Below are 17,297 nucleotides of genomic sequence, written 5' to 3' on the forward strand. Positions count from 1 at the left end.
CCCGTCCGCCAGCCCTCCTGTGGATGGCGGGCACGGGGCGCCCTCCCCCGTGGCACGGTGCCTGCTGACGCCGGCGAGCGCCGGCGGGGACGGGGCCGATGATGCGACTGCGGCCGGGACTCGCGGTGCTCTGGCGCCGCCCCGGGGAGTGCCAGATCGGGGTGGACCCGCGCTGCGCCGTCGTCCTGGAGGGCCTGACCGAGGCCGAGCACCGCTTCGTCGACCGCCTCCACGCCGACCGCAGCGAGACCGACGTGCTCCGCGTGGCCCGGGCGGCAGGCGTCAGCACCCCGCGGGCCCACGAGCTGCTCGACCTGCTCGGCCGATCGGGCGTGCTGGACCGCGCCGCGCCGCGGGTGCGGGAGGAGCTGACGCCCGAGGAGGCCTACTGGGCCCGGCTCCGGCCGGACGCCGCCGGTGACGCGATCGTCGCCCGCCGCCGGGCCGCCACGGTCGCCGTCCTCGGCCTGGACCGGCTGGGGATGACGCTGGCGACCTTCCTCGCCACCGCCGGGGTGGGCACGCTGCTGCTGACCGACGAGGCGAGCGTCTTGCCGGCGGACCTGGGCCCGTACCACCCCCGCGACCTCGGCGTGCCGCGGCAGCGGCGCGCCCGCGAGCAGCTGTCCTCGGCCTTCCCGCACGTGGCCACGACGGCCCGGCCGGGCACCCGGGTCGACGTCGCCGTCGCCGTCTTCCACGGCGTGGCCGACCCGGTCCGGCTGCGCCCGCTGGCGCAGGAGGACGTCGTGCACCTGCCGGTGGTGGTGCGCGAGGTGGACGTCAGCATCGGCCCGCTGGTGACCCCCGGGGTCGGTCCGTGCAGCCGCTGCCTGGACCTGCACCGCACCGACGCCGACCCCGCCTGGCCCGCGCTGGCCACCCAGCTGCGGGTGCAGCCGGCGCCGGGCACCGACGCCGCGGTGGCCCACCTCGGCGCCGCGCTCGCGGCGCACCAGGTGCTCGCGGCCGTCGACGGGCGGGCGACGGCGCTCGTCTCGGCGACCCTGGAGGTCGACGCGCTGGACCCGCTGCCGGTGCTGCGGCGGTGGAGCGTCCACCCCGAGTGCGGCTGCGGCGGCCTGCCGGTCCCGGACCGCCCGGGCGGCGGCGCGGCGCCCGCCCGGAAGTCGTCCGACGGCGGCCGCACCGCTGGCAACGAGGCCACCGGCGCCGGCGCGAGAACGACGGGCGGGTCCGGTGCGGGCGCGGGCACGGCGACGCCGGTGGCCGCCGCCCCGAAGGACGGCTGACCACCGGCGTGCGTCCTGGCCGACCAGCGTGCCGACCGGCCGGCCACGACGTGCGGACCGACCGACCTGCCGGTCGGTCAGCCGACCGGCCGGGCCGGTCAGGCGGCGCTGGTGTCCTTGCGGGGCCGGCCGCGGCCGCGCTTGCGGGCCACCACGACACCGTCGACGAACACCTCGCCGCCCCAGACCCCCCACGGCTCGGCGCGCTCGACGGCGCCGGCGAGGCAGGCCTCGCGGACCGGGCAGGTCCGGCACAGGGCCTTGGCCTGCTCGACGTCGTCGGTGCGCTCGGCGAACCACAGGTCGGAGTCCTCCGCCAGCTGGCAGGGCGTGGCGACCGCCCCGCCGGGGGTGGACAGGACGCCCCATCCCGACTCCGCCGCGAGGTCGCTCGTGCGGCGGGCGGTCACGGTGGCAGGGGCCGGTGCCACCGGCCAGGAGGTCGAGGATCCCTGGCTGATCTGGTCGAGAAGGGCGGTGAGCTGCACAGCTGCTCCTGGGGTCGTTTCGTCCGGTTTCGCTGGTCCGCGAGCCGTCGGGTACGACGACGGCCGCGGACCTTGGGGGGTCCGCGGCCGGTGCAGCAGTGCTAGATCCGGTCCGGGGACCCCGGGGGGGCGCCGAGGGTGGTACGAGGGCGCGCGCCACCCACGAAGGAGCCGTGGTTGGGCGCGATGCTGTACGGGCGACCCGGCTGGGCGATGGCGCTGATCACTGCTCGGCACCTCCTCTCGGTGGCCGGAATCCTTGGTCGCTGGCTAGGCAGGATTCGGGGCGGACGGAACATCGGAGAGCCTAGACCCGGGCTCGCGCGGCGGACAACTGATTTATCCGGCGAGTTTTTCGGGGGCCGAGGGTCAGCGCGCGAGCCGCTCCGCGCGGCGCCGGCGGTCCGCGCGCGCCCGTCCAGCGCGGCGCCGGCCGTCAGCGCGCGAGCCACTCCGCGACGTCGACGTCCTCCCCGCGCACGAGCGCCAGGACCTGCGGGCCGTACGTCTCGAGCTTGGTGCTGCCGATCCCGCGCAGCACGGCGAGCTGGCGCAGGTCCTTGGGCTTGGCGGTGGCGATCGCCTGCAGGGTGGTGTCGTGCAGCACGGTGTACGCCGGCTTGCTGATCGCCCGGGCGACCTCCCCGCGCCACTCCCGCAGCCGGTCGAAGAGGGCGGCGTCGGCGGGGTGCTCGGCGGCGAACTCGGCGGTCCGGGCGCGGGCCGCCGCCCGGCGGCCGCCAGCCGGGCGGGCGGCGTCGTCGGGCCAGATCCCGTCGAGGAACCGCGAGCGGGTGCGCGAGGCCCGCCCGCCGACGGTCCGGGCCCGGGCGAAGGAGAGCTCGAGGTGCTCGCGGGCGCGGGTGATGCCCACGTAGAGCAGGCGCCGCTCCTCGGCCACCGCGTCCGCGCCCTCGGCGAGGGAGATGGGCAGCAGGCCCTCGCTGACGCCGGTGAGGAAGACGGCATCCCACTCCAGGCCCTTGGCGGCGTGGAGGGAGGCGAGCGTGACGCCGGCGACGGTGGGGGCGTGCTGGGCGGCCACCCGCTCGTCGAGCTCGGCGACCAGGCCGGCCATGTCCGCCCCACGGCTTGCCTGGAGGTCGTCAGCGAGGTGGACCAGGGAGTCCAGGGACTCCCACCGCTCCCGGGCGGCCCCCCGCCCGGCGGGCGGCTGCGCGGCCCAGCCCACCGAGGCGAGCACGTCCCGCACCGCCTCCCCCAGCGGCTGCCCGGCGCTGGCGCGCACCGCCCCGCGGAGCAGGACGAGCGCCTCGCGGACCTCCCGGCGGGCGAAGAACCGCTCCCCGCCGCGCACCAGGTAGCCGATCCCGGCGTCGGCGAGCGCCTGCTCGAACGCCTCCGCCTGGCCGTTGGTGCGGTACAGGATGGCGATCTCGCTCAGCGGCACCCCGCGGGCGGTGAGCTCGCCGATCCGGGCGGCGACGCCGCGGGCCTCGGCGACGTCGTCGTCGTAGGTGGTGAACCGCACCGGGACCGAGGTGGGCCGCTGGGCGAGGAGCTCGACGGCGGCGCTGTCCCGGTGCCGGCCGGCGCGGGCCAGGACCCGGTTGGCCACGTCGACCACCTGGGGCGTGGAGCGGTAGTCCCGGACCAGGCGCACGACCTGCGCGCCGGGGTAGCGGCGGGGGAAGTCGGTGAGGAAGCGGGGGGAGGCGCCGGTGAAGGAGTAGATGGTCTGCGAGACGTCCCCGACGACGCAGATCTCCTTGCGGCCGCCCAGCCACAGGTCGAGCAGGCGCTGCTGCAGGGGGGATACGTCCTGGTACTCGTCCACCACGAAGTGCCGGTACTGCGCGCGGACCTGCGCCGCGACCTCCTCCCGCTCCAGGAGGATCCCGACGAGGAGGAGCAGGACGTCCTCGAAGTCGATCACGCCCCGCTCGTTTTTGACGTCCTCGTAGACCGACAGCAGCCGGGCCACGGTGGCGTGGTCGTGCCCGGCGACGGCGTCCCGGCCGGTGCCGGCGGCGCGGGCGGGATAGTCCTCGGCCGTGACCAGGGAGACCTTGGCCCACTCCACCTCGCCGGCGAGGTCACGGACCGCGACGCGGTCGGCGCCCAGGCCCAGCCGGCTGGCGGCCTCGGCGACGAGGGACGCCTTGTGCTCGGCGATCCGGGGCAGCGAGCCGCCGACGGCGCCGGGCCAGAAGTAGGAGAGCTGGCGCAGCGCCGCGGCGTGGAAGGTGCGGGCCTGCACCCCGCCGACGCCAAGGTCCCGGAGCCGGGAGCGCATCTCCCCGGCGGCGCGGGCGGTGAAGGTGACGGCGAGCACGGTCTGGGGGTTGTACACCCCGGCGCGCACGCCGTGGGCGATGCGGTAGGTGATCGCCCGGGTCTTGCCGGTGCCGGCCCCGGCCAGCACGCACAGCGGGCCGGTGAGGCGCTCGGCCACGGCGCGCTGGTCCTCGTCCAGCGCGGCAAGGAGCTCGTCGGTACTCATCGCTCCCAGTCTCGCAGTCGTCGCCGACATGGACGGAACGTCGTCGGTGGGGTTGCTGGCGCCGACGGCTGCCGGTGGGCGAGGCCGGGGTGGGCGGCGCCGTCGGGAAAGGCGGGCGGCGCCGTCGGCACAGGTGCGCGGCGCCGTCGGCAATGGTGACGGCCACCACCGGGAAGTTCCGGACGTGCCCTGGCGTTTGACCGGGCGACCATCGATCTCTGTCCGGCGCGCCTTGGCGGCCGACGAGGAGGGAGCAGGACATGACGACGCAGGTACCCGAGGCCGGCACCATCACGATGTACTCGACGACGTGGTGCGGCTACTGCCGCCGGCTGAAGACCCAGCTGGACCAGCGGGGCATCCCCTACCACGAGGTCAACATCGAGGAGCACCCGGACGCCGCGGCCTACGTGGAGTCGGTGAACGGGGGCAACCAGACGGTCCCGACGGTCGTCTTCCCGGACGGTTCCGCCGCGACCAACCCCTCGCTGGCCGAGGTCGTCGAGCGCCTGGGCGTGGCGCAGCAGGCCTGAGCGGCCCGGCCCTGGGCGTGGCGCGGCAGGCCTGAGGGTCAGCGCAGCGACCCGCCGAACCAGTCCTCGATGAGGGCGAGGGCGATGGAGGAGCGCGTCGGCAGCAGCACCTCGCGCTCCTGCACCGCCTCGCCGAGCGCGGCGCGGGTGAAGAACCGCGCCGCGCTGATCTCCACCCCGTCCACCCGCACCTCGGCGGCGGCGCCGTCGGCCACCCGGGCGCGGAAGCCGAGCATCAGGGAGGCGGGGAAGGGCCAGGGCTGGGACGCCACGAACTCCACCTGGCCGACGGCGATGCCGACCTCCTCGGCGACCTCCCGGCGCACTGCCGTCTCCACCGACTCCCCCGGCTCGACGTAGCCGGCGAGGGTGGAGAACCGGCGGTCGGGCCAGTGCGCGGCGTGCCCGAGCAGGATCCGGTCCTCCGCGTCGGTCACCGCCATGATCACCGCGGGGTCGGTGCGCGGGTAGTGCAGGGAGCGGTCGGCGGTGCAGCGGCGCACCCAGCCGGCGTCGATGACCTCGGTGACCTCCCCGCAGCGCGGGCAGCGCGGGTGGCGCGCGTGCCAGGCGGCGAGGGAGACCGCGGTGGTGGCCAGCCCGGCGTCGCGGTCGGGCAGCACGTCGCCGACGTCGCGCAGGTGGGAAAATTCCAGGCCCTCCACCAGGCTCACCAGCGCGGCGTCCTCCTGCACCGGGACGCCGTCGAGGTCCCGCTCCTCGCCGAGCGTCTCCGGCAGGGTCAGGGCGAGGTAGCGCCCCGACTCGTCCCGCCCGAGGTAGGCCAGCCGCTCCGGGTCCCAGGTCGCCCCGGTGACGTCCGCCGGCGCCCGCAGGTCCAGCGCGCCGTCCTTGGTCGCGACCCGGCCCTGGCGCACGAGCACGACGCGGGTGCCGGGGTCCGCCGCGAGATCGGTGACCAGGCCCGGCCGGGTGCGGGCGACGGCGTCCGGGTCGACCGTGGCGCGGGCGAGCGGGAGGTTCTCCACCCGGTCACGGTAGGCCGGCGCGGCGGTGTGAGCAGCCCGACGCCGACCCGCGGGTCCGGGCCGGGGACGCGCGGGCGAGCGTCAGTAGACTGGGACCACGTGAGCGGCGAGAGTCAGGACCGGGGCACCGGCGGGCAGGGGCGGCCGGGCAGCACGTCCGCGACGGGCGGCGCTCCCCCGCCGGAACGCCCCTCGGCGGTCCAGGTGGCGGCGAGCGCGCTGGCGGCGGTGAGCGCGACGGCGCTGCTCTCCACCCTCGGCGTGGCGGGGACCATCATCGGCGCGGCGCTGTCGAGCGTCATCACCGTCCTCGCGAACTACCTCTACACCGCCTCCATCCGCCGGACCGCCAACCGGGTGGCCGCGGCCGTCCCGGTCCAGCGGGCGCGCGCCCGGACCGGCACGACGACGGCCGTCCCGACCGGCACGACGACGACCGTCCGGACCGGTGCCACCCCGGCCGGCCAGGACGAGGCCGACCAGCGCGGCACCGAGACCCACCGCGCCCCGGGCGCCACCGCGGAGGAGGCCGCCACCGGCACCACCGCCGCTGCGGGTGACCGCGGCGCGGGCGTCGGCCGGTGGCGCGCGGCCTGGCGCGCCGTCGTGGACCGGTACGGCTACCGCAAGATCGCCACCGTCGTCGTCGCCGTCTTCGTCGCGATGCTGGCCGCGATCACGGTTGTGGAGCTGACGGCCGGCAAGCCGCTCACCGACGTCGTCCGCAACCAGGACGGGTCCGGCACCTCGCTCTTCGGCAACAGCTCCAGCACCAGCCCCGGCGACACCGAGACCGACCCCGGCACCGAGGAGCCCACCCCCGGCCCGGGCACGACCGGTCCGACGCCCACCGGCCCGAGCACCGAGCCCACCGCCCCGTCGGACGAGGACCAGACGCCCACGCCGACGCCCACCCCCACGGACGGCGACGGCGGCGCCACGCCGGAGCCCGACGAGCCGGCCACCGAGGAGCCCGGCCGGGCGCCCACCCCGGCCCCGACGCCGGCGCCGGCGCCAACCCAGCCGCCGGCCACCGAGCAGCCGCCCGCGGCGCGCGACGGTAGCGCCTCCGCCCCGCAGGGACGGGACGCCGCGGCGGCGGGGCAGGTGTCGCCAGCCGGGCAAGCGGCGCAGGCTGGGCCGGCGAGCTCTGCGGGTGCGCCGGGTTCGCCGGGCTCAACGGGTTCGCCCGGCTCGGCGGGTTCGGCCGGCTCGGCGGGCTGACCCCGCACGCCGCGGCCGGCGGTGGCCCGTCAGGCTCGCCACCGGCGGACCGGGCCGGCGACCGGCCAGGCGGTATGTGCGGCGCGTCGGTCGTTGCCAGCCCCGGCCGGTCTTGAGAACATCCGGCGTGAGCACGACGACGATGGCTCTGAACTGGGCGGGCAACCACGCCTACCCCGGCACGCTGGTCCGGCCGACCACCCTGGCTGAGGCGGCCGACGTCGTCGCCCGCTCCCCCCGGGTCCGGGCGATCGGCTCGCGGCACAGCTTCAACGACCTCGTCGACTCGGCGACGCTCGTGAGCCTCGACGCCCTCGCCTACCGCCACCCGGGGATGCACCGGTCGGACGCACCCGGGGCGCTGGGCGACGGCACCGGCACCGCGGACAGCACCGGCAGCACCAGCACTCCGGGCGACGTCAGCACCGATGGCACCCCCACCACCGAGACCACCGAGCCGGAGCTGGATCCGGCGACGGGCCGCGTCCGGGTCCCCGCGGCGACCCGGTACGCCGACCTCGTGCGGTTCCTCGAGGACCGGGGGCGGACGCTGCCGAACCTCGCCTCCCTGCCGCACATCGGGCTCGCCGGCACCCTGGCGACCGCGACCCACGGCTCCGGCATCCGCAACCCCGTCCTCGGCGCCGCGGCCACCCGCCTGGAGCTCATCGCCGGGGACGGCTCGCCGCACGCCATCGACCGGGAGGCCGACCCGGAAGTCTTCGACGGCGCCGTGGTGTCCCTCGGCGCGCTCGGCGTCGTCACCGCGGTCACGCTCCAGAGCGTCCCGGCGTTCGACGTCGCCCAGACGGCGTACGGGCCCGTGCCCTTCGACGACGTCGTGGACGGGTTCGCGGAGGTGAGCGCGCTCGCGTACTCGGTCAGCTGTTTCACCACGTTCCGCACCCGCGACTTCACCGTCTGGCTCAAGCAGGCGGCCGACCGTGGCGTACCGGTCAGCGCGCCGGAGCGGGTGCTCGGCGCGCCGGCCCTCGAGACGAAGGTGCACCCGCTCCCCGGGGTCGACCCGGAGAACTGCACCGACCAGCTGGGGCTCCCCGGACCGGCCGGCGACCGTCTCCCGCACTTCCGGGCGGACCACCTGCCCAGCGCCGGCGCGGAGATCCAGAGCGAGTACCTCATCCCGCGCGCGAACGCCCGGGCCGCGCTGCGGGCGCTCGACCGGCTCGCCCCCGCCCTCGTCGACGTCGTCCAGGTCTGCGAGGTCCGCACCGTCGCGGCGGACCGGTTCTGGCTGAGCCCCATGTTCGCGCGGGACTGCCTCGGCATCCACTTCACCTTCGTCCGTGACGCCGCGGCCGTGGACGCGGTCCTGCCGCTGCTCGAGGACGCCTTCGGGCCGCTCGACGGCGTCCCGCACTGGGGCAAGGTGTTCCGCGCCGACCCGGTTCGGCTCCGTGCCCGCTACCCGCGCCGGGCGGACTTCGTCGACCTCGCCCGCAGCTACGACCCCGACGGGAAGTTCACCAACGACTTCCTGCGCCGCTGGGTGCTCTAACGGAGGCGCCGGCCGCGGCATACGGACGCCGCCGGTGGCGCCCCGGATGCCATCGTCGCGGCTCAGGCGGACGCGGTGGTCACCGCCAAACGGACGCCGTAACGCCGGCTCAAGCGGGCGCCGTCGCGGTGACTCAGGCAGACGCCGTCGCCGTCGGCTCCGCGGACGCCGTCGCCGTCGCCGGCGCCCCCGCGGCGAGCCACCCCCGGCCGGCGCGCTCGATCGTGGCCTGGCCGAGCACCCGCGTCCCGGCGTAGACGACGACGGACTGCCCCGGCGCCAGCCCGCGGAGCGGCTGGTCGAGGAGCACCTCCAGCCCGTCCGCGCCGCTGCGCCGCACCCGGGCGGGCGCGGGGTCGCCGTGCGCACGGACCTGCACGAGCGCCGTCGTCCAGTCCGTTGCCGAGACGTCCGCGGCGAGCCAGACGGTCTGCCGCCCGCGCAGCTCGGTGACCGAGAGCAGCTCGCCGGGCCCGACGACGACCGTGTTCGTGGCGGGGCGGACCTCCAGGACGTAGCGCGGCTTGCCGTCGGCGGCGGGCCGGTCCAGGCCCAGGCCCTTGCGCTGGCCGACGGTGTAGGCGTAGGCCCCGTCGTGCTCGCCGAGCACCCGACCGTCGGCGTCGACGACCTCCCCCGGCCGCTCCCCCAGCCGGGCGCGCAGGAAGCCGCGGGTGTCGCCGTCGGCGACGAAGCAGATGTCGTAGGAGTCCGGCTTGGCGGACACGGCCAGCCCGCGGGCCGCCGCCTCCGCCCGAACCGCGTCCTTGCTCGGCGCGTCGCCGAGCGGGAAGAGCGCGCGGGCGAGGCGGTCGGGGCCCATGACGGCCAGCACGTAGGACTGGTCCTTGGCCGCGTCCGCGGCGCGGTGGAGCTCGCGGCGCACCCGGCCGGCCGGCCCGGGCGCGTCCACCACGCGGGCGTAGTGGCCGGTGGCGACGGCGTCGAAGCCGAGCGCGGTGGCGCGGTCGAGGAGGGCGGCGAACTTGATGTGCTCGTTGCAGCGCACGCAGGGGTTGGGGGTGCGGCCGGCGGCGTACTCGGCGAGGAAGTCGGCCACCACCGTCTCCTCGAACTCCTCGGACAGGTCCCACACGTAGTACGGGATGCCCAGCACGTCGGCGGCGCGGCGGGCGTCGGAGGCGTCCTCGATCGAGCAGCACCCGCGCGACCCGGTGCGGTGCTGGGCGCGGGAGCGGGACAGGGCCATGTGCACCCCGACGACGTCGTGCCCGGCGTCGACGGCGCGGGCGGCGGCGACGGCGGAGTCCACCCCGCCGGACAGGGCGGCCAGGACGCGCATCAGCGCACCCCCGGGGCGGCGGCGACGGCGGAGTCCACCCCGCCGGACAGGGCGGCCAGGACGCGCATCAGCGCACCCCCGGGGCGGCGGCGGTCGTGCCGACCGGCACGTGTCCCGCGGCCGGCACGGGCACCCGGCGGCGGACCGTCGCGTGGGCCCGCCGGGCGTTCTCGACGACGGCGGGCAGGGCCGCGACGGCGGCGTCGACGTCGGCGGCCGTCGTCGTCCGGCCGAGGGAGAACCGGAGCGCGGAGCGCGCCTGCTCCTCGTCGCGGCCCATGGCGAGCAGGACGTGCGAGGGCTCGTGCACGCCGGCCCGGCACGCCGACCCGGAGGACGCGGCGACGCCGGCCATGTCCAGGCCGAAGAGCAGCGCGTCGGCGTCGGCGCCGTCCACGCCCAGGTGCACCGTCCCGGGCAGCCGGGCGGCGCCGTCGGCCGGCCCGGTCAGGTGCACGCCCGGCACCGCCAGCGCCCCGGCGACCAGCCGGTCCCGCAGGCGAGCCAGCCGGGCGGCCTCGGCCTCCTGCTCGGCGACGGCGGCCGTGACGGCGGCCGCGAGCGCTCGGGCGCCGGCCACGCCCACGGTCCCCGAGCGGACCCCGCGCTCCTGGCCGCCGCCGTGCTCCACCGGGGCGAGGGCGAGGTCGCGGCGGGCGAGCAGCGCGCCAGTGCCGACCGGGGCGCCGACCTTGTGCCCGGACAGGGTGAGCGCTGCCAGCCCGGACCGGGCGAAGTGCACGGGCACCCGGCCGAGCGCCTGGACCGCGTCGGAGTGCACCGGGACCCCGGCGGCCCGGGCCGCCGCCACCACATCGGCGAGCGGCTGCACGACGCCGGTCTCGTTGTTGGCCCACATGACCGAGACCAGAGCCAGGCGGGGGCCGTGGGTCTCCAGGACGGTGCGCAGCGTGACGAGGTCGAGCCGGCCGTCCGGGCCGACGGGCAGCAGGTCCAGCCCGGCGCCGTCGTGCGCGGCGAGCCAGCGGGCCGGCTCGAGCACCGCGGGGTGCTCGACGGCGGAGACGGCCAGCCGGTCCCGGGCCGGCTCGGCGGCCCGCCGGCCCCAGAAGGCGCCCTTGACGGCGAGGTTGTCGGCCTCGGTGCCACCGGCGGTGAAGAGGACCTCGGCGGGCTCGGCGCCGACGGCGGCGGCCAGCGCCTCCCGCGCCTCCTCCAGGCGGCGCCGGGCGTCCCGGCCCGCGGCGTGGGTCGAGGAGGGGTTGCCCAGGTGGGTGAGCTCCTCGGCGTAGACCGCGGCGGCCTCGGGACGCACGGTCGTCGTCGCCGCGTGGTCGAGGTAGTGCCGGGTACCGCTCACGGTGGTCCAGTGTAGGGACCGCCCCGGTGGCCGAGCCCTGGCAGGCGGCGGCCGGCGGGAGCGTGGCCGCCGGACCCGGGCGCGCGCCGCTGGGCCGCGCGGAGGGCGCCTCGCCGACCCGGCGGTCAGTCCCTGTTCAGCTCCTCGGCGAGCATCACGATGATGCCGCTGGGGCCGCGGACGTAGGCGAGCTTGTAGACGTCCCGGTAGGTCGCCACGCCGCGCAGCGGGTGGCAGCCGTGCCTGGCGGCGATCTCGAGGGCCTCGTCGATGTCGTCGACCGAGAAGGCGACGCGGTGCATGCCGATCTCGTTGGGCCGGGTGGGCTCCGTCTCGATCGCGTCGGGGTGGATGTACTCGAAGAGCTCGAGGCGACCGTTGCCGTCGGGCGTCTGGAGCATGGCGATGTTGGCGTGGTTGCCGTCGAGGCCGACGGCGGTCTCGGTCCACTCTCCACTGACGGTGTCCCGGCCGACGACGGTCAGCCCGAGGTCGGTGAAGAAGGCGATCGTCGCGTCGAGGTCGCGGACGGCGATGCCGACGTTCTCGAACTTGATGGCCATGCGCTGGACGTTAACGAGCCGCGACGATCCGCGCAGGGAATTTTTCGTACCCCCGGCTCGTGATCCACTTCCGTGGAAGTGGATCACGAGCCAGCCGCATCGTGCAGTCGTGGAGGGCCGTGGCGGTACACCGGCGGACACTCCCGGCATGGCGACGTTCGAGAACCAGGACCTGACAGGTGCGGAGTTCCGGGAGTGCGATCTGACCCGGGTCCGCATGATCGGGGTCGTGATGCAGGACGCCGTGATCGACGGGTTGGTCAGCAACCTGGTGGTCAACGGTGTCGAGGTGATGTCGTACGTCGAGTCCGAGCTGGACCGGCGGCATCCCGTGCGTCTCCTGATGAGGTCGGCCGACCCGATCGACCTGGGTGAGGCCCATCGGCAGCTGCGGGCCAGCTGGGCGGCGAAGGTCGAGCGGCTTCGCGGGATGCCCCCGGGCTCGGAGCACCAGCGTGGCGGCGGCGAGTGGTCCGCGGTGGAGACCCTTCGCCATCTGGTGTTCGTGCACGACTCGTGGTTCCGTCGCTGCTGCCTGGGATCGACTCGACCGTTCACCGCGATCGGGCTGGCGCCCGACTTCGTGCCTGACCAGGAGGAGCAGGGACTCGATCGGGCAGCGGTCCCGGGCCTGGACGAGGTGCTTGCCGTGCGCGAGGAGCAGGGCGCCGAGCTGGAACGTTGGCTGGCGACCGTCAGTGCCGAGGAGCTGTCGGCAGCCGCGCCGGTGCCCGCGGGACCGGGCTGGCCGCCGTACGCCCAGGGCAGCTCGGTGCTCGAGTGCCTGCGCGTGGTGCTGAACGAGGAGTGGGCGCACCACGGGTTCTGCGTGCGCGCCCTCGACCTGCTTGCGGGGTGACCGGTGACGTGCGTCGAGGGTGACGAGATGTCCCGCGCACCGCCGAGCAGGGCCCCGCGCCGGGAGGAACGACGGCAGGCTTGGCGGGCTGCCCCCCGCCCGGTCACCCCGGCCGGCTGTCCCCCGCCCGGTCACCCCCGCGGGCTGCCCCCGCCGGTCAGCCCCGGCGGCGGCGCAGCTCGGCGATGGCCTGGGGCAGCACCTCGGTGGCGTCGCCGACGACGCCGAGGTCGGCCATCTCGAAGATCGGCGCGTCGGCGTCGTTGTTGACCACGACGACAGTCTCCGCGGACTGCATGCCGGCCGTGTGGTGGATCGCGCCGGACACGCCCACGCCGACGTAGAGCCGCGGCGAGATCGTCACCCCGGTCTGGCCGATCTGGGCGGCGTGGTCGATCCAGCCCTCATCGGTGGCCACGCGGGTGGCGCCGACCGCCCCGCCGAGGAGGTCGGCGAGCTCCTCGACGAGGGAGAAGTCCCCCGCCACCCCCCGGCCGCCCACGACGACGACCTTCGCCTCGGACAGCGGGGCCCGCCCGCCGCCGGGGTGCTCGGTGCGCGAGACGACGCGGACGGCGCGCGCGGCCTGGGAGAACTCCACCGGGACGGCCACCGGCTCGGCGGGACCGGCGTCGGGCAGCTCGGCCGCCGTCACCGCGGTGGGCTTGACGGCCACCACCGGCACCCCGCGGGTCACCACGCAGGTGGTGTCCCAGGTGCCCTGCAGGACGGTCTTGGCCACGACCAGCGTGCCGTCCGCCACGCTCACGCCGGTGGCGTCGACGATCGCGCCGGAGCCCAGCGCCACCGCCAGCCGCGCGGCGATCTCCTTGCCCGCGAAGGAGGAGACGAGCAGCACCGCCTCCGGCCGGGCCTGCGCAACGGCGGCGAGGACCGCCTCGGCGGCCACCGCCGCGACCGTCGGGGAGAGCCCGTCGAGATCGGGGACGTAGACGGTGCCCGCCCCGAACCGGCCCAGCGCGGCCGTGTCCGGCTCGCCGGTGAGCGCGACGGCGGCCACCGGCCCCGCGGTCAGGGACCGCGCCAGGGTGAGCACCTCGGTGGACGGCCCCGACAGGGCGCTGCCGGCGTGGTCGGCGACGACGAGGACGGTCCCGCTCAGCTGTTCTGCCATGCCCACTCCTGCCTCAGCCCGGCGCGTTCGCGAGAAGGAACTCGGCGAGCTCGGTGCCCGCGTCGCCGGAGTCGGTGATGATCCGTCCGGCCGCGCGCGGCGGCCGTGGCGCCGCGGTAACCACGGCGGTCCCCGCACCGGACGCGCCGACCTCGGGGCCGCCGTCGGCCTCCGCGCCGGCGGTGGCGAGGGTGAGGTCGTCCAGGTCCCAGGTGGTGACCGGCTTGCCCTTCGCGGCCCGGATCGCGGGGAAGCTGGGGTAGCGCGGCTCGTTGGCCTGGTCGGTGACCGACAGCACGAGCGGGAGCTCTGCGGCCTGGACCTCGTCGGCGTCGCCGATGGTGCGGGTGACGGTCAGCTCCCGGCCGGCCACGGTCACCTCGCTGGCGAGGGTCAGCTGGGGCAGTTCGAGGGAGGCCGCGAGTGCCGAGGGCAGCATCGCGGTCAGCCCGTCCATCGAGGCCATGCCGGTGACGACCAGGTCGACCGGGGCGTCCTCGCCGATCTTGCGCACCGCGGCGGCCAGCACCCGGGCGGTGCCGACGACGTCGGAGCCGGCCACCCGCTCGTCGGTGACGTGCACGGCGGCGTCGGCGCCCATCTGCAGCGCGCGGCGCAGGGCGTCGACGGCGTCCTCCGGGCCGGCGGTGAGCGCGACGACCTCCCCGCCGGTCTCCTCGGCCAGGGTCACCGCCGCCTCGACGGCGTTCTCGTCCAGCTCGTTGAGCACGTCGTCCTCGCCGCGGACCAGGTGGCCGGCGTCGTCCAGGGACCGCTCGGACTGCAGGTCGGGGACGTGCTTGACGCACACGACGATCCTCATGCGCCCAGCCTGCCACCCGGGCGCGCCAGCCCGGGAATCGGGCGGGGCCGGGGTGAGCAGGGACACGCCGACGGCGACCACCGGCGGCCCCGCCCGCCGTCGCCGCACGCCGGCGCACAGCCTGCGCCGCGCCGGCGAGGCCACTGGCGGCCCCGTGCCCGCGCTGTAGTTCAATGTCCCGATGAGCGCGCTCCCAGCGCTCGGGTCGCCCTCGCGCGTGCCGCCCGAGCCGCGGCCCTGGGCCGACGCCCCCGCCGACCGTGCCCCCGGGCACGCCCGCAACCCCCGCCGGCTGGGGGCCCACCTGGTCGGGGACGGCGTCGACGTCGCCGTCGTCGCGTCCCGGGCGGACCGGGTCGACCTGTGCCTGCTGGACCTCGCCACGGACGGCTCGCTCGCCGAGCGCCGGTACCGGCTCCGCGGCCCGGTCGACGGCATCTGGCACGGGCACGTGCCCGGCGTGCGGGCCGGGCAGCGCTACGGGTTCCGGGTGCACGGCCCCTGGGACCCCGGCGCCGGCCTGCGGCACAACCCGGCCAAGCTGCTGCTGGACCCCTACGCCCGCGGCCTCGCCGGCGAGGTGACCCTCGCGCCGGCGGTCTACGCCCACACCGTGGACGAGGACGGCCAGCCGGTCGACGGCGGCACCCACCGGGACGGCACCGACTCGGCCCCCTTCGTCCCGCACGCCGTCGTGCTCGACGCCGGGCCCACGCCGTCGGCGCACCGGGCGGTCCGGGTGGCCCCGGCGGACCCGACGGAGCGGACGGCCCGGCCGGGCACGCCGTGGTCGGAGACGGTGCTCTACGAGGCGCACGTGCGCGGGCTGACGAAGACCCTGCCCGGGGTGCCGCCGGAGCTGCGCGGCACCTACGCCGGGCTGGCCCACCCGGCCACCGTCGCCCACCTCACCGGCCTGGGCGTGACCGCCGTCGAGCTGCTGCCGATCCACGCCTCGATGACCGAGCCGTTCCTCGCCGCCACGGGCCTGACCAACTACTGGGGGTACAACACCCTGGCGTTCTTCGCGCCCGAGCCGCGCTACGCCAGCCCCGCCGCCCGGGCCGCCGGCCCGCAGGCCGTGCTGACCGAGGTCAAGGACATGGTGGCGGCGCTGCACGCGGCCGGCTTGGAGGTCATCCTCGACGTGGTCTACAACCACACCTGCGAGGGCGGCGCGGACGGGCCGACGCTGAGCCTGCGGGGCCTGGACGCCACCGGCTACTACCTGCACGACGACGCCGCGCCGGGCCGGCTGGTCGACGTCACCGGGACCGGCAGCTCGCTGGACTTCCGGCGCACCCAGGTGGTCGGGCTCGCGCTGGACTCGTTGCGGTACTGGGCCGGCGAGGTGGGCGTGGACGGCTTCCGGTTCGACCTCGCCGTGACGCTGGGCCGCGACGGCGCCGAGTTCAGCCCCCGCCACCCCTTCCTCGTCGCCCTGGCCACCGACCCGGTGCTCGCCGACGTCAAGCTCATCGCCGAGCCGTGGGACCTCGGCCCGGGCGGGTGGCGCACCGGCCAGTTCCCCGCCCCGATGGCGGACTGGAACGACCGGTTCCGCAACACCGTGCGCACCTTCTGGCTGGCCGACGCCGGGGCGATGGTCAGGGGGCAGACCGGGCACGACCTGCACGACCTGGCCACCCGGCTGTCCGGCTCGGCGGACCTGTTCGTCCACGGCGAGGTGCCCGGCGGGCGCGGGCCGCTCGCGTCCATCAACTACGTCACGGCCCACGACGGGTTCACCCTCGCCGACCTCGTCGGCTACGAGCACAAGAACAACCACGCCAACCTCGAGGGCAACCGCGACGGCACGGACGACAACCGCTCCTGGAACCACGGCGTGGAGGGCCCGGTCCCGCCCGACTCGGTCGCCGCCGCGATCCTCCCGCTGCGCCGCCGCTCCATGCGCAACGTCATGGCCACGCTGCTCGTCTCGGCCGGCACGCCGATGATCACCGCCGGGGACGAGATGGCCCGCAGCCAGCAGGGGAACAACAACGCCTACTGCCAGGACAACGAGATCTCCTGGGTGGACTGGCAGCCGGCGCCGGGGCGCGCGGACATGCTCGCCACCACCCGCTACCTCCTGGCCCTGCGCCGGGAGCACCCCGTCCTGCGCCCGACCCGCTTCGCCACCGGCCGGCCGCTCGCCGGCGACACCGTCCCGGACCTCGCCTGGTTCGACGCCGGCGGAGTGCCGATGTCGCCGGACCGCTGGCACGACCCGCACCACCGGGTGCTGCAGATGCTGCGGTCGGGCCACCGGCACGGCGACCGGGACGCCCTGGTGGTCCTCAGCGGGGCGCTGGACCAGCGCGACGTCGTCCTGCCCGCCGGCCGGGGCACGGACTACGAGCTGGCCTGGGACTCCGCCTGGGAGCGCCCGGCGGAACGGGACGTCGCCGCCCGGTCCGACCCGGCCAGCCTGGTGGCCGCCGCCGGGGAGACGGCCGCGCTGGAGCCGCTGTCGCTGCGGATCTACCTGTCCGCGTAGCACGCCGGCACGGACCTTGCCGACGGCGGTCACGGCCGGCCGCCGTCGGCCCACCGGACGCTCCGGCCGGGCGCCGTCGCCCGGACGCCACCACCCGGACGTCGTCGGCCGGGGACCTCAAGCCTCGGGCCGCCGTCGTCCGGACGCCCGAGGCAGCCGGGCGGGCCGGGGCCGCAGCCGCCGACGATAGGCTGTCCCCGTGCCGAACCCGCTGCGCCGATGGCCCCGGTGACCGAAGACCTCGCCCGCTTCCCGGCCGGCCGTCCCCCGTGCGTCCCCGCCCGTCGTCCTTGCTGACGGCCCACGCACCGGGCGGCACCACC

At 76.6% G+C, this 17,297-nt stretch carries 14 protein-coding genes; 6 read left to right on the forward strand and 8 right to left on the reverse strand.

Annotation, left to right across the window (positions count from 1 at the left end):
• Window positions 1-98 precede the first annotated feature (98 nt).
• Window positions 99-1,253, forward strand: coding sequence for a ThiF family adenylyltransferase (locus MF406_RS13350; RefSeq protein ID WP_242894630.1), 1,155 nt, complete (start codon window positions 99-101; stop codon window positions 1,251-1,253).
• Window positions 1,254-1,351: 98 nt separating this feature from the next.
• On the opposite strand, the gene MF406_RS13355 is transcribed toward MF406_RS13350, so the two are convergent.
• On the reverse strand, window positions 1,352-1,741 hold the full coding sequence (locus tag MF406_RS13355) for a WhiB family transcriptional regulator (protein ID WP_371744499.1): 390 nt from the start codon (window positions 1,739-1,741) through the stop codon (window positions 1,352-1,354).
• 436 nt (window positions 1,742-2,177) lie between these two features.
• Window positions 2,178-4,205: an ATP-dependent helicase gene (locus MF406_RS13360; RefSeq protein WP_242894632.1), complete on the reverse strand. Its 2,028-nt coding sequence runs from the start codon at window positions 4,203-4,205 to the stop codon at window positions 2,178-2,180.
• Window positions 4,206-4,465: 260 nt separating this feature from the next.
• Between MF406_RS13360 and MF406_RS13365 the strand changes: the two genes are divergently transcribed.
• Window positions 4,466-4,738 (forward strand): mycoredoxin, encoded by a 273-nt coding sequence (locus tag MF406_RS13365; protein WP_242894633.1) that lies wholly within the window; start codon window positions 4,466-4,468, stop codon window positions 4,736-4,738.
• A gap of 38 nt (window positions 4,739-4,776) precedes the next feature.
• Here MF406_RS13365 and nudC read toward each other — a convergent pair whose 3' ends face one another.
• A complete protein-coding gene (gene nudC, locus MF406_RS13370; RefSeq protein WP_242894635.1) occupies window positions 4,777-5,727 on the reverse strand; it encodes an NAD(+) diphosphatase in 951 nt (316 codons plus the stop codon).
• Between the two features lie 99 nt (window positions 5,728-5,826).
• On the opposite strand from nudC, the gene MF406_RS18900 reads away from it, so the two are divergent.
• Complete coding sequence (locus MF406_RS18900; protein ID WP_305852956.1) at window positions 5,827-6,951, forward strand: hypothetical protein; 1,125 nt, start codon at window positions 5,827-5,829, stop codon at window positions 6,949-6,951.
• A gap of 127 nt (window positions 6,952-7,078) precedes the next feature.
• Window positions 7,079-8,470, forward strand: a complete 1,392-nt coding sequence (locus MF406_RS13385) for a D-arabinono-1,4-lactone oxidase (RefSeq protein WP_242894647.1) — start codon at window positions 7,079-7,081, stop codon at window positions 8,468-8,470.
• A 133-nt stretch (window positions 8,471-8,603) separates the two neighbouring features.
• On the opposite strand, the gene mnmA is transcribed toward MF406_RS13385, so the two are convergent.
• The 3 genes from mnmA to MF406_RS13400 form a co-directional block, all read right to left on the reverse strand.
• A complete protein-coding gene (mnmA, locus tag MF406_RS13390) occupies window positions 8,604-9,773 on the reverse strand; it encodes a tRNA 2-thiouridine(34) synthase MnmA (RefSeq protein WP_242894655.1) in 1,170 nt (389 codons plus the stop codon).
• Window positions 9,774-9,840: 67 nt separating this feature from the next.
• Window positions 9,841-11,094: a cysteine desulfurase family protein gene (locus MF406_RS13395; protein WP_242894657.1), complete on the reverse strand. Its 1,254-nt coding sequence runs from the start codon at window positions 11,092-11,094 to the stop codon at window positions 9,841-9,843.
• A 125-nt stretch (window positions 11,095-11,219) separates the two neighbouring features.
• Window positions 11,220-11,657: a VOC family protein gene (locus MF406_RS13400; protein ID WP_242894659.1), complete on the reverse strand. Its 438-nt coding sequence runs from the start codon at window positions 11,655-11,657 to the stop codon at window positions 11,220-11,222.
• Window positions 11,658-11,805: 148 nt separating this feature from the next.
• Between MF406_RS13400 and MF406_RS13405 the strand changes: the two genes are divergently transcribed.
• Window positions 11,806-12,516: a DinB family protein gene (locus MF406_RS13405; protein WP_242894661.1), complete on the forward strand. Its 711-nt coding sequence runs from the start codon at window positions 11,806-11,808 to the stop codon at window positions 12,514-12,516.
• Window positions 12,517-12,673: 157 nt separating this feature from the next.
• Here the strand turns inward: MF406_RS13405 and MF406_RS13410 are convergent, their stop codons facing one another.
• Together MF406_RS13410 and MF406_RS13415 are read right to left on the reverse strand one after the other, a co-directional pair.
• Complete coding sequence (locus MF406_RS13410; protein WP_242894663.1) at window positions 12,674-13,651, reverse strand: electron transfer flavoprotein subunit alpha/FixB family protein; 978 nt, start codon at window positions 13,649-13,651, stop codon at window positions 12,674-12,676.
• 13 nt (window positions 13,652-13,664) lie between these two features.
• Window positions 13,665-14,474: an electron transfer flavoprotein subunit beta/FixA family protein gene (locus MF406_RS13415; protein WP_242894665.1), complete on the reverse strand. Its 810-nt coding sequence runs from the start codon at window positions 14,472-14,474 to the stop codon at window positions 13,665-13,667.
• Between the two features lie 181 nt (window positions 14,475-14,655).
• Here MF406_RS13415 and glgX point away from each other — a divergent pair, with 181 nt between their 5' ends.
• Window positions 14,656-16,974 (forward strand): glycogen debranching protein GlgX, encoded by a 2,319-nt coding sequence (gene glgX, locus MF406_RS13420; RefSeq protein ID WP_242894667.1) that lies wholly within the window; start codon window positions 14,656-14,658, stop codon window positions 16,972-16,974.
• Window positions 16,975-17,297 lie beyond the last annotated feature (323 nt).

The organism is Georgenia sp. TF02-10 (assembly GCF_022759505.1).
Lineage (GTDB): Bacteria > Actinomycetota > Actinomycetes > Actinomycetales > Actinomycetaceae > TF02-10.

What these genes read in the sequence shown, in the direction of transcription:
- glgX (WP_242894667.1), top strand. Translation starts at nt 14,656, where the DNA reads ATGAGCGCGCTCCCAGCGCTCGGGTCGCCCTCGCGCGTGCCGCCCGAG.
- MF406_RS13350 (WP_242894630.1), top strand. Translation starts at nt 99, where the DNA reads ATGATGCGACTGCGGCCGGGACTCGCGGTGCTCTGGCGCCGCCCCGGG.
- MF406_RS13360 (WP_242894632.1), bottom strand. Translation starts at nt 4,205, where the DNA reads ATGAGTACCGACGAGCTCCTTGCCGCGCTGGACGAGGACCAGCGCGCC.
- MF406_RS13415 (WP_242894665.1), bottom strand. Translation starts at nt 14,474, where the DNA reads ATGAGGATCGTCGTGTGCGTCAAGCACGTCCCCGACCTGCAGTCCGAG.
- MF406_RS13400 (WP_242894659.1), bottom strand. Translation starts at nt 11,657, where the DNA reads ATGGCCATCAAGTTCGAGAACGTCGGCATCGCCGTCCGCGACCTCGAC.
- MF406_RS13410 (WP_242894663.1), bottom strand. Translation starts at nt 13,651, where the DNA reads ATGGCAGAACAGCTGAGCGGGACCGTCCTCGTCGTCGCCGACCACGCC.
- mnmA (WP_242894655.1), bottom strand. Translation starts at nt 9,773, where the DNA reads ATGCGCGTCCTGGCCGCCCTGTCCGGCGGGGTGGACTCCGCCGTCGCC.
- MF406_RS13405 (WP_242894661.1), top strand. Translation starts at nt 11,806, where the DNA reads ATGGCGACGTTCGAGAACCAGGACCTGACAGGTGCGGAGTTCCGGGAG.
- MF406_RS13365 (WP_242894633.1), top strand. Translation starts at nt 4,466, where the DNA reads ATGACGACGCAGGTACCCGAGGCCGGCACCATCACGATGTACTCGACG.